A 14,616-nucleotide genomic window follows, 5' to 3' on the forward strand; every position below is an offset into this window, starting at 1 on the left:
CATGAGTAGTTTAAAACCATTTCCAAATCATTTTCTCTGGGGCGGCGCAACTGCTGCTAACCAAATTGAAGGAGGCTTTGATTTAGGCGGTAAAGGGCTTTCCAGTGCAGATATGGTTGCCTATGTCCCTAAAGCGGAACGAGGGGCACATAGTGCATCTATTGAGGTCTCATCACAACGCATTGAAGATATTCTTGCAGGCAAATTCCAAGCACGTTTTCCAAAACGCGAGGGAATCGATTTTTACCATACTTACAAAGAAGATATCGCACTCTTAGCTGAAATGGGCTTTAAAATGTTCCGTATTTCACTACATTGGGCTCGAATTTTCCCGAATGGCTACGATGAACAGCCAAACGAGGAAGGATTAGCTTTCTACGATCAAGTTTTTGATGAATTGCTCAAACACGGCATTCAGCCAATGGTGACACTCTGTCACTATGAAATTCCACTTGGTCTGGTGCAAAAATATAATGGCTTTTTAGATAGAGCCGTTGTTGGGCATTTTGTGCGCTATGCGGAAACCGTCTTCCATCGCTATAAAGATAAAGTGAAATACTGGCTCACCTTCAATGAAATTAATATGGTGACCATGCACAGCCCATATACCGGTGCGGGAGTAATATTAGATCGCATTCCGCCAGCAGAACGTGAAAATGCAAAATATCAAGCCCTGCACCATCAATTTATTGCCAGCAGCCTTGCAACCAAAGCGCTACATGAAATTATTCCCGATGCTAAAATGGGCTGTATGCTTGCACGCATGTTACACTATGCTTTGACCGCCGATCCTATCGACCAGCGCAAAGCTCAATGGGGCAATCAGCAAAACCTCTTTTATACAGATGTACATGCACGTGGTGAATATCCAAAATATATGCTTCGCCACTGGCAAGAAAATAATGTACATATTCAAAAAGCCTTGGGCGATGATGCCATTTTAAAACAATACCCAGTCGATTTTATTTCGTTTAGTTACTATATGTCTGTTTGTGTTACCCAACACGAAGATCAAGGGGAAAAAGTAGGGGGCAACTTAATTGAAGGCGTAAAAAATCCTTACCTACAAGCCTCCGATTGGGGTTGGCAAATTGATCCGATTGGCTTACGTCTCACTTTAAATGAAATGTACGACCGCTATCAAAAACCACTATTTATCGTTGAAAACGGTTTAGGTGCTTACGATGTTGTGGAAGATGGCAAAATTCACGATAGCTATCGCATTGATTATTTACGCGCACATATCGAACAAATGCAAGAAGCCATTAGCGATGGCGTTGAACTTTGGGGCTATTTGGAATGGGGGCCTATTGATCTGGTGAGTATGTCTACCTCTGAAATGTCCAAACGCTACGGCTTTATCTATGTAGACATTGATGATGATGGTAACGGTAGCCGCCAGCGCCTACGCAAGGATTCCTTCTTCTGGTATAAAAAAGTGATCGCTTCAAACGGTGCAGATCTTGCTTAATTATTCTAAAACAATGCCCTCAAACTATCCTTTGAGGGCATTTCGTTAATTTAATTCGTAAAGTGTTACACCACATTCTTGGCTAGATTGGCTTGGCACGACCTCATAATCCTTCCCAGCCTTCGCAGTAAAAGTTATTTTATTACCAGTACAATAAGCATAGCTGATGATCACATTTCCTACGGCATCTTGAAATTTATGTGGTGGAGTGCGAGAAAAGATAGTGCAACTTTTTTCATTGAGTTCTCCTATTTAAATGTAAGCGGTTAATTTTGCAGAAAATTTTGCAAAATCCCCCGCTTGTTAAAAGGCCAACCCCATACTAAATAACACATTTGTGAGCAACGCTAAGCCTGCCATCTGCCCTAAAATAGGCCGTAATTCACTAGGATCTTTATGTTGATACACAAAATATCCGTGTTTGGCTAATAATGGCACAGCAAGCAAAAATACAAAACTATACCAATGTTGAAAAGCAAACAAACCAAAAATGAAATAAGACAATACCGCTAATACCAGTAAGACAAGGTGGTAACAACGACCATTCTGGCTGCCAATGCGGACAATCAAGGTCGTTTTGCCCGCTTTACGATCTTGTTCAATATCCCGCAGATTATTGATATTTAACACTGCCACGGAAAGTAAACCACAACCTAACGCAGGCAAATAAATCAGCAATGGCACACTATGAGCTTGCAGATAGAATGTGCCTAATACCGCTAAAAAACCAAAAAAAATCAGCACAGAAATATCACCTAACCCCAAATAGCCATAGGGTTTTTTCCCGACCGTATAAGTAATAGCAGCAATAATTGCGATAATGCCGAGACTCAAGAAAACGACTAAATCTTGCAATGATTGATAGGCATAAACAATAAGCGATACCCCAGACAAAAAGCTTAGTGCCCCAACGATATAAAGTGATTTTTTAAGCTGCTCACCATTAATTGCCCCATGCTGAATTGCTCGCTTTGGCCCGATACGTTCTGCCGTATCCGAGCCCTTAATATGATCACCATAATCATTGGCAAAATTAGACAGAATTTGTAATAAAGTCGTGGTTAGTAAGGCAAGCAGGGTTGTCATCCAATCAAAATGCCCTGCCCAATATGCCAATGCCGAACCGACTAAAATAGAAGCCAATGCTAATGGCAATGTTTTTGGACGTGCAGTACTAAACCAAATTGAAAATGTTGAATTTTTATTCATTGTTATCCCGTTTACGACAAATTTCTGTGCTTTTACTTTCAAAGCGAAGCATATTATTACAAAATAACGACTTTGTTTTTGATTTTTAGCAGAAAATTAACACTTTATGCCGAGTACATTCACAAGTCTGACCATCCAGCCAATCGGTGTGATGGAAAGCCCGTTTGATGAAAAATTTGCCGTGCCTCGGCAACCGAATTTAGTGCAGGAAGGTCACGGCATTTTGCGTTTGCTACCGCCGTTTAATCAAGCAGATGCTGTGCGTGATATTGAGCAATTTAGCCATCTCTGGCTTATTTTTCAGTTTCATCAAATTCCTGAGCGTAGCTGGCATGCAACCGTACGTCCTCCTCGCTTAGGTGGAAATGAGCGAATCGGCGTTTTCGCAAGCCGAGCCACTCATCGTCCTAACCCGATTGGATTGTCAAAAGTGGCACTGCGTCAGGTTGAAATCAGTAACGGCGAAGTTTTGTTACATTTAGGTAGCGTAGATTTAGTCAATGGTACGCCTATTTTAGATATTAAGCCTTATATCGCCTATGCAGACAATGAGCCAAATGCACTTTCCGGCTTTGCACAACAAAAGCCACCTGCAACATTAAGCGTAGAATTTAGCCCCGAAGCACAGCAAGCGGTGCAAAATTGTTCAAATTTTGCAAAATTTTCAATTTCCAATCCGCTAAACTTTATCCGTGAGGTTTTAGAACAAGACCCGCGCCCCGCTTATCAACAAGGTAAAGCCAGTCAGCGAATTTATGGTATGAGTTTGGCAGGCTGTAATATTAAATGGCAAATAGATGCTGAAAATTTCGGCAAAGCCATTGTTTTGAGCGTAACTGAGGGAACTTAGCTTAATCAAATCACTCTAAGCTCGGCAATTTTGATAAGGAGACAAACCATGAAATTAACACATTCTCTGATGCTTGCAATGATGGCTCTCGGATTCGCGCTACATGCTCATGCACAGCCTGCCCCTCATGAAAAAGGCGCGACCTTTCAATTTTCAACCCAAGTGAGTCGTACGGTTGAGAAAGATTTAATGACTGCCGAAGTATTCAGTCGTAAAGCCGGTAAAAAACTACCAGAATTGAAAAAAGCAGTCTCAGCGAACTTAAACAAAGTGCTTGAACAAGCCAAACAAAATGCAGATATTGAGCTAATTGCCGAAGGCATTTCAAACTACGCGGATTATGATCAAAAAGGCAAGGTAATAGGCTGGGTGGCAGAAGGGCGAATTCGCTTAATCAGTAAGAATTTTGATGCTATAGCCAATATCCTTGACCATTTAGATGAGGAAATTGCTATCACTGCTATTGATTTTAGCGTTTCACCAGAAAAAGCTGCGGCTTTAGAGGATGAGATGACATTAGAAATTATCAAACAGTTTCAACATAAAGCCGAAATCATTCAAAAAGGGTTAAATGCCCAAAAATATACACTGACAGAGGTGCAATTAAATACGCCAAACGGCTATGCACCACATGATGAGAGTAGAATGTACGCATTAAGTAGCGCCAAAATGGCAACAGAGAACAAATTGCCACTAGAAGCAGGCAAACAGCTCATCAGTGCCACAGCCTCTGGTAAAGTGGTTTTTGAATAACAGAATTAGATAAGTAGGCGGAGCCTGCTTTGCTAATAATGCCGATAATCGGCAATTCACTCGGACGATACGTAAAAACGTATTGAATATTTACCTTAAAAGGAACTTAAACATGAAAAAATATTTTGCCGAATTTTTCGGTACATTCTGGTTAGTATTTGGTGGTTGTGGTAGCGCAGTATTAGCAGCAGGTATCCCTGATTTAGGTATCGGCTACGCTGGCGTTTCATTGGCTTTCGGTTTAACCGTATTAACCATGGCTTATGCGGTTGGCCATATCTCTGGTGGTCACTTCAACCCTGCTGTATCTATCGGTTTATTAGTCGGTGGTCGTTTCAACAGCAAAGACTTACTACCATACATTGCATCACAAGTTTTAGGTGCAATCGCGGCAGCCGCTGTGCTTTATACTATCGCATCTGGCGCTGCAGGCTTTGATGCAACTGCTGGTTTTGCAAGCAACGGTTATGCAGAGCACTCTCCACACGGTTATAGCTTAGTTGCTGCGCTATTAATTGAGATCGTATTAACCGCGTTCTTCTTAATCATCATTATGGGCGCAACAGATAAACGTGCACCGGCAGGTTTTGCCCCAATTGCAATCGGTTTGGCTTTAACCTTAATCCACTTGATCAGTATTCCTGTCACCAACACCTCTGTAAACCCTGCACGCTCTACTGGTGTTGCACTCTTCCAAGGTAGCTGGGCTATTGAACAATTATGGTTATTCTGGGTTGCACCAATCGTTGGTGCGGTAATTGGCGCATTGGTTTACCGTTTCATTGCAGAAGAAAAATAATCTCACTTTGATTGTAACCCCATCGCTGATGGGGTTTCTTGTTTAAAACTCGATATGCAAAAATTGATTTTTCTTATTACCTCAACTTGCTTGTTAAGCGGCTGCTTAGTTACCTCGGTAGTTGGTGCAGCAGCCTCAGTTGCTGGCGCAGCAGTGAGTACTGCTGTTACCGTGGTAGATGCAGTTACCCCGGATATCACAGATTAACAGCAAATTGTAAAAACCGGACCGCTTGTAGATTATGCAACAAGCGGTCTTTTTTTGGGGAAAATTTGCAAATCCCCAACAAACCGTTACAATGCTTGAACTTTTACACTTAAAGAAAGGAATTTAAAATGAAAATCGCAAAAAATCTTGTGCCAAGCATCGCGTACCAAGTTCGTACTCAAGATGGCGTATTAGTCGATGAAGCACCTGTTGAACAACCGTTAGAGTATCTACACGGTCATAATAACCTTGTGGTGGGCTTAGAAAATGCTTTAGAAGGTAAAGCCGTGGGTGAGACTTTTGAAGTGCGTGTAAAACCTGAAGAAGGCTATGGTGAATATAACGACAATATGGTGCAACGTGTGCCAAAAGATGTATTTATGGGCGTAGATGAATTAGAAGTGGGTATGCGTTTTATCGCAGATACAGACATTGGCCCATTACCGGTCGTTATCACTGAAGTAGATGGCGATGAAGTAGTGGTGGACGGTAACCACATGTTAGCAGGCCAAGAGTTGCTATTCTCTGTGGAAGTAGTCTCAATCCGTGAAGCAACCCTCGAAGAGATTGCTCACGGTCATATTCACGGCGAGCATGGTGGCTGCTGTGGTGGGCATGATAGCGATGAAGAAGGTCACGGCTGTGGTTGCGGCGGTCACCACCACCATCATCACCACAATGGCTGTGGCTGCGGAGGTCATCATCACGAAGAAGCTCATGAAGGCTGCTGTGATGAGCATCATCACCATCATCATAATGGTGAATGCTGTGATGAACATCATCACCATCATCACACAGCTGATGAAAAATGCAATAAACAGTAATTTTTATTCAATGACGGGGGATTTTGTCCCCCGTTTTTTGATCAGAATAAAAAATAGAAAAATCGAAACAATTTATAGCTTACTCCCCTGCTGATTTCTATCTCTGAACGAAATCAAAATATGTTTCTTCTCAAAAACAACTGTATTGAAACAGTGAATTTAAAAGGGAAAATATATTCAGCTATACAAACACAGGAAAACAAAATGAGTGATAACCAGCAAATGAACGGCACGGATTATCTACGTGCTATTGTCAGTTCAAAAATCTACGATCTTGCCCAACATACTCCCCTACAAAAAATGGAAAAACTTTCTGAGCGTTTGGGAAATACTATTTTCATTAAACGGGAAGATCGACAGCCAGTACACAGCTTCAAGCTACGTGGTGCTTATGCCATGATTTCTAATCTCTCGCCTGCCCAAAAAAATGTGGGGGTGATCACCGCCTCAGCCGGCAATCATGCACAGGGTGTAGCGCTTTCAGCAAAGCATCTTGGGCTACGCGCATTAATTGTCATGCCACAAAACACGCCCTCAATTAAAGTGGATGCAGTGCGAGGATACGGTGGTGAAGCATTATTATTTGGTGCAAATTTTGATGAAGCTAAAGCCAAGGCGATTGAATTATCTCAAGAACTTGGTATGACTTTTATTCCACCTTTCGATCATCCTCTGGTCATTGCAGGGCAAGGTACTATTGGTATGGAGCTACTACAGCAACATTCCGATCTGGATATGATATTTGTTCCTGTTGGTGGCGGTGGGCTAATTGCAGGGATTGCGACACTCATCAAACAACTAGCTCCTGAGATAAAAATTATCGGAGTGGAAAGTAAGGATTCTGCTTGCCTGTATCATGCATTAAAAAAAGGGGCTCCTTGCGATCTTGAGCGTGTAGGATTATTTGCCGATGGGATTGCGGTTAAACGCATTGGTGATGAAACCTTCCGTCTTTGCCAGCAATATGTAGATGATATTGTGCTAGTAGACAACGATGAAATTTGTGCTGCCCTAAAAGATATTTTTGAAAACGTACGCGCAATTGCCGAACCAAGCGGCGCAACCTCCTTAGCTGGTTTGAAAAAATATGTTGAGCAACATCATCCACAAGGAAAAAATTTAGCCTGCGTGCTTTCTGGAGCAAATCTCAATTTCCACACACTACGCTATGTTTCTGAACGCTGCGAAATTGGTGAAAAACACGAAGCCTTACTGGCTGTAACCATTCCTGAGCAAAACGGCAGTTTCTTAAAATTCAGTGAAGTACTGGGTAATCGTGCCGTAACAGAGTTTAATTATCGCCATTCAGATGATACTCAAGCATGTATTTTTGTTGGAGTACGTGTTTCAGGCAAAACAGAAATTGCCGAAATTATTACCGATCTCCAACACAATGGTTATGATGTTACCGATATGTCAGATGACGAAATCGCCAAAACACATATTCGCTATATGGTGGGAGGCAGACCACAAAGTATTGTACGCGAGCAGCTCTATAACTTCGAATTCCCAGAACAAAAAGGCGCGCTACGCAAATTCTTGGAAACCTTAATCAACTGGGATATTTCATTATTCCATTACCGGGCTCACGGTGCAGATTATGGCGATATTTTGGCGGCATTTGTTGTGCCAGAGCAAGAGCAAACTACATTCGAGCAAGATTTAGCTAAATTAGGCTATACTTATGAAAATGTTAGCCAAAGTCCCGCTTATCGCTATTTTCTTAAATAGTAACCTGTTCAAGTAGCCCCTTAAAGCTCGTGCTTCTAAGCAGATAGAAAAAGCAAATCAAGCGACTTGAAAATAAAACAGCACGTACTTGAAAATGACTCAAATACGTGCTGTTAATTTTTGTGTTATCTCAATGCACTTAACGACGTTCGTAGATAATCTCTACCCCTTCGTCATCCTCTTCTGTCCAATCATCGTCGTCTAAGTCATCCCAATCATCTTCAGTAATTGGATTTTGCATTGCTTGTTGATGGTAATCATCCCATTTGAACGCAACTTCTTCAGTTGCTTTTTCTTCTGCCTCAAGACGCGGATTAGCCTCAATGAAATCCATAATATCACGAGTTAAATCTTGTACATTTTGCCCTGTTGCGGCAGAAATTAAGTAATAATCACCTTCCCAACCAATTTCTTCACAGATTTTGTCTGCAATTTCACGAGCTTCTTCTTCGCCAATCGTATCAATTTTATTGAAGACTAACCACGTTGGTTTTTCTGATAACTTTTCACTGTATTGGAAGAGTTCGCTTTCAATAATTGAGATATTTTGAGCAGGATCGCTTTCATCAATTGGTAAGATATCCACTAAGTGAATTAATACACGGCAACGCTCTAAGTGTTTTAGGAAACGTATCCCTAAACCAGCGCCGTCCGCCGCGCCTTCGATCAATCCCGGAATATCCGCCACCACGAAACTGCGATCAGAGCCTACGCGAGCTACACCTAAACTTGGTACAAGTGTAGTAAATGGATAATCGGCAACTTTCGGTTTTGCCGCAGAAACCGCACGGATAAAGGTTGATTTGCCTGCATTCGGTAACCCAAGCATCCCCACATCAGCCAGCAGCATAAGCTCAAGCTGTAAATCACGTTTTTCCCCAGGCGTGCCATTGGTTTTTTGACGTGGTGCACGATTTACCGAAGATTTAAAACGGGTATTCCCTAAACCGTGATAGCCGCCTTTGGCCACCAGCATTTTCATTCCGTGCTTAGTCAAATCGCCCAGCACCTCTTGGGTATCATTATCGATTGCGCGCGTTCCAACTGGTACACGCAAAGTGATATCTTTACCACGATGCCCAGTACAGTCAGAGCTACGTCCATTTTCACCACGCCCAGCGGCAAAACGCTTGGTAAAACGGTAATCGATAAGTGTATTTAGATTCTCATCTGCAACTAGATACACATCACCGCCATCACCGCCATCACCGCCATCCGGCCCGCCTTTCGGGATAAACTTTTCACGGCGGAAACTGACACAACCATTACCGCCATCGCCAGCTTCAACACGAATTAGTGCTTCATCAATAAATTTCATTATTCTATTCTCCTGTAACCTCTTTCGCTGAATACCATAGAAAGAGAGTTAAATTATTTAAAAATCTTATGCCCAATCGCCGATAAAATGGTCCCCGCCACGACAATAAAAGCACCAAGATAGCTCAGCCAATTCATGGTTAGCTCAGGGACAAAATCAGGCATTAACCAATGCCCTAAATGGGAAAAGATCATCGTAAAAATCGGCAATAAAATGGTTACCACGCTCACCTTAGTGGCATCCCAATAGTTTAATGCTTCGGCATAAGCGCCATAGCCTATAAAAGTATTTAAGCAACAATATAAAAAACAGCCTATTAAAAAGCCATTAATTTCAAATAGTTGGCTTGGTGATACAAAGGGAGAAATTGCCACGCCACAACCAAGATAAATAATCATCAAAATTTGCTGTGAGCTAAACGTTGCCGAAAGTAATTTTTGCGCAATGCCATAGCAAACCCAAATGATAGCAGCAGAAGCTGAAATAAGAATTCCCACTGCATAATCACCAAATTGCAGAATTTCGCCCATTCGTTCATTAAAAAATGCGGCTAAACCAATAAGCAACAGAATTAAACCCATTTTCTGATGTTGCCCAAATTTCTCTCTAAAAATCACCACCCCGCACAAAATCATGGTGAAAGGCGCGAGCTGCCATAAAACTTGGTTGGTGGTCGGTGAAATATAATTTAAGGCTTCACTGAACAGGAAAAAATTTGCCGCCAAGCCACACACACCTAAAAAGATTAACTTAAACACTCGTGGACTAAATGCTCTGGCGCTAGGCAATCGCTTAGTTAAAACAAAAAATAGCGCCAAACCTAGCCCAGCAACCCAAAATCGATACCATACCAAGGTTTGCGCATCAATAGTCGCAAGCAATGGCTGAACGGCAATTGGTAAGGTTCCCCATGTCATGGATGCGAGTAATGCATAGAGAAAGCCACGCAAAGGTTTTTGTTGCATAAATTTACTTAGATGGAACTGTTCAGAAAAGGCGGAGATTTTACACGATAACCGTAGGAAAGGCGAATTTTTAGCAGGTTTTATCAAATATAAGCGGTCAGATTTTTACAATTTTTTGCAAAATTATCCCAAAATCCAACCGCTTGTTTAAGCGAAGAAATTATTTGCTCGCGCCAAATGCACCAACCCAATCCGCCGCTTTAAACATGCCTCCGCGCTCTTTTGCATTTTCACCGTAGAATTTACCTTCTACTTTAGCCGTGCCGCTTAAGGAGGCTGAATTTGCAGAACCGGTAAAACTATTACCGCTTATATTGGCATTTAGATTAATGACATCCACTGTTTCGGCATTCATTGTGCCATTTAACGTTTTAGCAGAAAACCCACGGCAGTGTAAATAAAAGCCTTATTATCTTCAATAAAAAGCGGTATCATAATTTCATTTTTGAGTCCTTGATCACAAAGACAATATATGAAACCGACTTTCCTTGAACTCCGCCATTTAAAAACGCTGATTGCTTTAAAAGAAAGTGGCAGTATTTCTCTTGCCGCAAAGCAAGTACATTTAACCCAATCCGCACTTTCCCACCAAATCAAATTAATTGAGGATCAATATGATTTGCAGCTTTTTGAGCGTAAAAGTATGCCGATTCGCTTTACACCAGCAGGAGAACGATTGATTCGCCTTGGCTATGATATTTTGCCTAAAGTCATTCAAGCAGAGTTGGATTTAGCTCGAATTAAGCAAGGTGAAGCGGGCGAGCTACGTATTGCAGTTGAATGCCATACATGCTTCGACTGGCTGATGCCAGCGATGGATAAATTCCGTCAGAGCTGGGGGCAGGTGGAGCTAGATATTGTTTCCGGTTTCCATACCGATACAGTAGGCTTACTCCTAAATCATCGTGCGGATTGGGCTGTTGTTGCTGAGATTGAAGAAACTGCAGGCATTATCTTCCAGCCTCTTTTCTCTTACGAAATGGTGGGTATTTGCTCCAAAGATCACCCTTTAGCACAAAAAGAGGTTTGGCTGGCTGAAGATTTCCGCGATGAAACGCTTATCACTTATCCTGTGCCTGATGATATGTTGGATTTATTACGTAAAGTTCTCTTTCCTGCGGGAATTAATCCAAGCCGCCGTACCAGTGAACTAACAATTGCAATTATTCAATTAGTCGCAAGCAAACGCGGCATTGCCACCTTACCATATTGGGCAGTAAAACCCTATTTAGAACGGGGCTATGTCGTTGCACGTAAAATCACGGAACAGGGGTTACATAGTACGCTGTATGGTGCCATTCGTGAAAATGATCAAAATACTGCTTACTTTGAAGATTTTCACCATACAGTAAAACGAGAAAGTTTCAACACTTTGCCGGGATTGTCGGTATTAGAGTAGAAAAAAGGCAGTGTTCTTACACTGCCTTTCATTTAGAAACCTAAGCTTGATCGCCAATTAATACTGATTCTAACGCAATTTCAATCATATCATTGAACGTCAGCTGGCGTTCTTCTGCTGTCGTTTGCTCATGCGTACGAATGTGATCTGAAACTGTGCAAATAGTTAGTGCTTTTGCACCAAATTCCGCGGCAACACCATAGATACCCGCAGCTTCCATTTCTACACCTAAAATGCCGTATTTTTCCATTACGTCAAACATTTCAACATCTGGCGTATAGAATAAATCTGCTGAATATAGGTTACCAACGCGGACATTTACTCCTTTTTGTTTTGCGGCTTGTACTGCTGCTTGCGTCATTTCAAAATCTGCAATTGCAGCAAAATCATTATCTTTAAAGCGAATACGATTCACTTTAGAATCAGTACAAGCACCAAGACCAATCACAACTTCACGTAATTTAACGTCAGCACGCACAGCGCCACAAGAACCTACACGGATAATTTTCTTCACGCCATACTCTGTAATTAGCTCTTTTGCATAGATTGAGCAAGATGGAATCCCCATACCATGACCCATTACCGAGATACGGCGGCCTTTATAAGTCCCTGTGTAACCAAACATGTTACGTACATTTGTTACTTGTTCTGCATTTTCTAAGAAAGTTTCAGCAATATATTTTGCACGGAGTGGGTCGCCAGGCATTAATACTACATCAGCGAATGCACCTGCAGGTGCGTTAATATGTGGAGTCATTTTTTGTTCCTCTTGTTTTACTGTTAAATTGTCGAGTTCAAGCGGTTTAAATTTGCAAATTTTTTACCAAAATAAACCGCTTCATTAGTAGCCAGTAACTTCTGTGGCCTCTTGATCATTTAATGTGGCTAATAAATTTGCCAATAAGCTTGATGCGCCAAAACGGAAATGTGCAGAATCTGCCCATGTTTTGCCGAGAATCTCGCTAGCAAGCTCTAAATATAGTTTTGCTTCTTCTGCGGTTTTCACACCACCTGCAGCTTTAAAGCCAACTTTGTCGGCAACACCAAGATCACGAATTGTTTCTAACATCACTTTCGCACTTTCTGGTGTAGCATTAACGGCAACTTTACCGGTGGAAGTCTTAATAAAATCAGCCCCTGCCTGAATCGAAATCTCGCTCGCTTTACGAATAAGCGCTTCGGTTTTTAGCTCACCTGATTCAATAATGACTTTTAATAATACATTATTTTCTGCACATGCTGCTTTACAACGTTTTACTAACTCAAAGCCGATTTGTTCATCCCCCGCCATTAATGCACGGTAAGGAAATACAACATCAACCTCATCTGCGCCATAGGCAATCGCGGCTTGCGTTTCAGCAAGCGCTATTTCAATGTCATCATTACCATGTGGGAAATTAGTAACTGTCGCAATTTTTACCTGCTCAATGCCAAGCTGTTTTAACGTTTTACGCGCAATCGGCACAAAACGGGGATACACACAAACGGCAGCAGGTGTGCCAAATGAAGTCTTAGCATTTTGACATAATGCAATCACTTTCGCATCTGTATCATCATCATTTAACGTAGTTAAATCCATTAATGATAATGCTTTTTCTGCATACTGTTTTAAATTCATAACTATTTACTCCTTACGCAATCGTTTTACTACTGCAAAAACGACAACACCGCAGTTGCCTGCGGTGTTGTGAGTGAATGAATTACATGATGGAACCGCCCAGCCCGATAAACAGGCCTGCGATAGTCGCACTCATTAAGTTAGAAAGTGTACCGGCAGCAACCGCTTTTAAGCCCATTCTTGCTACATCACCACGACGATTAGCCGCCATTCCGCCTAAGCCGCCGATTAAAATTGCCACAGAGCTTAAATTTGCAAAACCACACAGTGCGAAGGTGATAATTGCGATTGTTTTCGCACCTAATTGTACTGTCGCTTCAGGGCCTACATATTTCACTAAATCAGCATAAGCCACAAATTCATTGACAATAATTTTTGAACCAATTAATGAACCCGCAATTTGCGCTTCTTCACCCCATGGTACACCAATTACCCACGCTAATGGTTGGAAGATATAGCCAAGTAGTGACTGCATGGTCACTCCCTCAAAGCCAAATAATGCACCAATCCAGCCGATAAAGGCATTTAACATAGCGATTAACGCAATGAATGCTAATAACATTGCACCAACATTCATAGCTAATTGCATACCAGACGATGCACCAGCTGCTGCTGCATCCAAAATATTCGTTGGTTTTTCATCGTAATCTGCATCTTCTAACTCATCTTTAAATGATTCAGTTTGAGGATGTAAAATTTTCGCAAATAGTAAACCGCCTGGCGCAGCCATAAATGCCGCAGCGATTAAATACGCTAAGAATGCTTCTTTTTGATCTGGCATTGCTGCACCAACCATCTGAGCATAACCGATCATTACCGCACCAGATACAGAAGCTAAACCGCCACACATAATGGCAAATAACTCTGAATCTGTCATGGATTTAATAAATGGTTTGACCACTAATGGCGCCTCTGTTTGACCACTAATGGCGCCTCTGTTTGACCAACAAAGATATTCGCTGCCGCAGACATTGATTCTGGTTTAGAAGTACCTAATACTTTTTGTAATGCCCCGCCAAGAATACGGATAACAATCTGCATGATGCCGAGATAGTAGAGAACGGAAATAAGAGAAGAGAAGAAAACGATTGGAGCCAGTACACCTAATGCAAAAACAAAACCTTCGCCGCCTGTACCTGGTAAACCACCGAATACAAAATTAATACCTTCATTACCGTAGCTAATCACTTTACTGACCGCTTCCGCTGTTGCTTTTAAAGCATGACGCCCTGCTTCCCAATATAGGATCACGGCACCAATTGAAATTTGAATTGCCAATGCTCCCAGTACGGTTCTCAGATTGATTGCCTTTTTATTATTTGATAACAGGAAAGCTATTGCTAACAATGCTACTATGCCTAGCAGGCTGTTTAACATACCCATAAGATACCTCTTGTGATAAAAAAACCGATTATGAACAACCGGTGTGAAAAAGTTCCCGCATTATACAAATTTATTTTTATAAAATCTTA

The 14,616-nt window shown here is 41.7% G+C and carries 13 protein-coding genes and 2 pseudogenes; 8 read left to right on the forward strand and 7 right to left on the reverse strand.

The genetic code is table 11. From position 1 onward, the window contains the following. Position 1 precedes the first annotated feature (1 nt). Complete coding sequence (locus tag EDC51_RS06315) at positions 2–1,471, forward strand: glycoside hydrolase family 1 protein (protein WP_015433301.1); 1,470 nt, start codon at positions 2–4, stop codon at positions 1,469–1,471. Positions 1,472–1,774: 303 nt separating this feature from the next. Here the strand turns inward: EDC51_RS06315 and EDC51_RS06320 are convergent, their stop codons facing one another. Beyond that, on the reverse strand, positions 1,775–2,680 hold the full coding sequence (locus EDC51_RS06320; protein WP_131928474.1) for a 1,4-dihydroxy-2-naphthoate polyprenyltransferase: 906 nt from the start codon (positions 2,678–2,680) through the stop codon (positions 1,775–1,777). Positions 2,681–2,786: 106 nt separating this feature from the next. On the opposite strand from EDC51_RS06320, the gene tsaA reads away from it, so the two are divergent. From tsaA to ilvA, 6 genes are all read left to right on the forward strand, one after another. After that, positions 2,787–3,530 carry a tRNA (N6-threonylcarbamoyladenosine(37)-N6)-methyltransferase TrmO gene (gene tsaA, locus EDC51_RS06325; RefSeq protein ID WP_131928475.1) on the forward strand — a complete coding sequence of 248 codons (744 nt, stop codon included), beginning with the start codon at positions 2,787–2,789 and terminating at the stop codon, positions 3,528–3,530. Positions 3,531–3,578: 48 nt separating this feature from the next. Further along, entirely contained in the window at positions 3,579–4,283 is a 705-nt protein-coding gene (locus EDC51_RS06330) for an SIMPL domain-containing protein (RefSeq protein ID WP_131928476.1), read from the forward strand. A 112-nt stretch (positions 4,284–4,395) separates the two neighbouring features. Next, positions 4,396–5,082 carry an aquaporin Z gene (aqpZ, locus tag EDC51_RS06335; RefSeq protein WP_064318707.1) on the forward strand — a complete coding sequence of 229 codons (687 nt, stop codon included), beginning with the start codon at positions 4,396–4,398 and terminating at the stop codon, positions 5,080–5,082. A 54-nt stretch (positions 5,083–5,136) separates the two neighbouring features. Then, complete coding sequence (locus EDC51_RS10860) at positions 5,137–5,289, forward strand: hypothetical protein (protein WP_015433307.1); 153 nt, start codon at positions 5,137–5,139, stop codon at positions 5,287–5,289. 128 nt (positions 5,290–5,417) lie between these two features. Further along, a complete protein-coding gene (gene slyD / locus EDC51_RS06340) occupies positions 5,418–6,113 on the forward strand; it encodes a peptidylprolyl isomerase (protein WP_015433308.1) in 696 nt (231 codons plus the stop codon). Positions 6,114–6,317: 204 nt separating this feature from the next. Continuing rightward, on the forward strand, positions 6,318–7,844 hold the full coding sequence (gene ilvA / locus EDC51_RS06345) for a threonine ammonia-lyase, biosynthetic (protein ID WP_131928477.1): 1,527 nt from the start codon (positions 6,318–6,320) through the stop codon (positions 7,842–7,844). A gap of 139 nt (positions 7,845–7,983) precedes the next feature. Here the strand turns inward: ilvA and cgtA are convergent, their stop codons facing one another. The 3 genes and pseudogenes from cgtA to EDC51_RS06360 all read right to left on the reverse strand — a co-directional run. Further along, on the reverse strand, positions 7,984–9,162 hold the full coding sequence (gene cgtA / locus EDC51_RS06350) for an Obg family GTPase CgtA (RefSeq protein WP_025289798.1): 1,179 nt from the start codon (positions 9,160–9,162) through the stop codon (positions 7,984–7,986). A 53-nt stretch (positions 9,163–9,215) separates the two neighbouring features. Beyond that, the gene (locus EDC51_RS06355) at positions 9,216–10,127 is read right to left on the reverse strand and encodes a DMT family transporter (protein WP_131928478.1); all 912 of its coding nucleotides are present in this window, start codon (positions 10,125–10,127) and stop codon (positions 9,216–9,218) included. Between the two features lie 160 nt (positions 10,128–10,287). Continuing rightward, positions 10,288–10,497 (reverse strand): annotated as a pseudogene (locus tag EDC51_RS06360) (transferrin-binding protein-like solute binding protein); the annotation flags it as partial. A 102-nt stretch (positions 10,498–10,599) separates the two neighbouring features. On the opposite strand from EDC51_RS06360, the gene EDC51_RS06365 reads away from it, so the two are divergent. Further along, positions 10,600–11,526: a LysR family transcriptional regulator gene (locus tag EDC51_RS06365; RefSeq protein WP_015433314.1), complete on the forward strand. Its 927-nt coding sequence runs from the start codon at positions 10,600–10,602 to the stop codon at positions 11,524–11,526. Positions 11,527–11,566: 40 nt separating this feature from the next. On the opposite strand, the gene deoD is transcribed toward EDC51_RS06365, so the two are convergent. The 3 genes and pseudogenes from deoD to EDC51_RS06380 all read right to left on the reverse strand — a co-directional run bounded on the left by deoD (position 11,567) and on the right by EDC51_RS06380 (position 14,527). Beyond that, on the reverse strand, positions 11,567–12,283 hold the full coding sequence (gene deoD / locus EDC51_RS06370; RefSeq protein WP_015433315.1) for a purine-nucleoside phosphorylase: 717 nt from the start codon (positions 12,281–12,283) through the stop codon (positions 11,567–11,569). An 84-nt stretch (positions 12,284–12,367) separates the two neighbouring features. Then, on the reverse strand, positions 12,368–13,144 hold the full coding sequence (gene deoC, locus EDC51_RS06375; protein WP_131928480.1) for a deoxyribose-phosphate aldolase: 777 nt from the start codon (positions 13,142–13,144) through the stop codon (positions 12,368–12,370). Positions 13,145–13,226: 82 nt separating this feature from the next. Continuing rightward, a pseudogene (locus EDC51_RS06380) lies at positions 13,227–14,527 on the reverse strand (NupC/NupG family nucleoside CNT transporter). Positions 14,528–14,616 lie beyond the last annotated feature (89 nt).

The organism is Bibersteinia trehalosi (assembly GCF_004346205.1).
GTDB lineage: Bacteria > Pseudomonadota > Gammaproteobacteria > Enterobacterales > Pasteurellaceae > Bibersteinia > Bibersteinia trehalosi.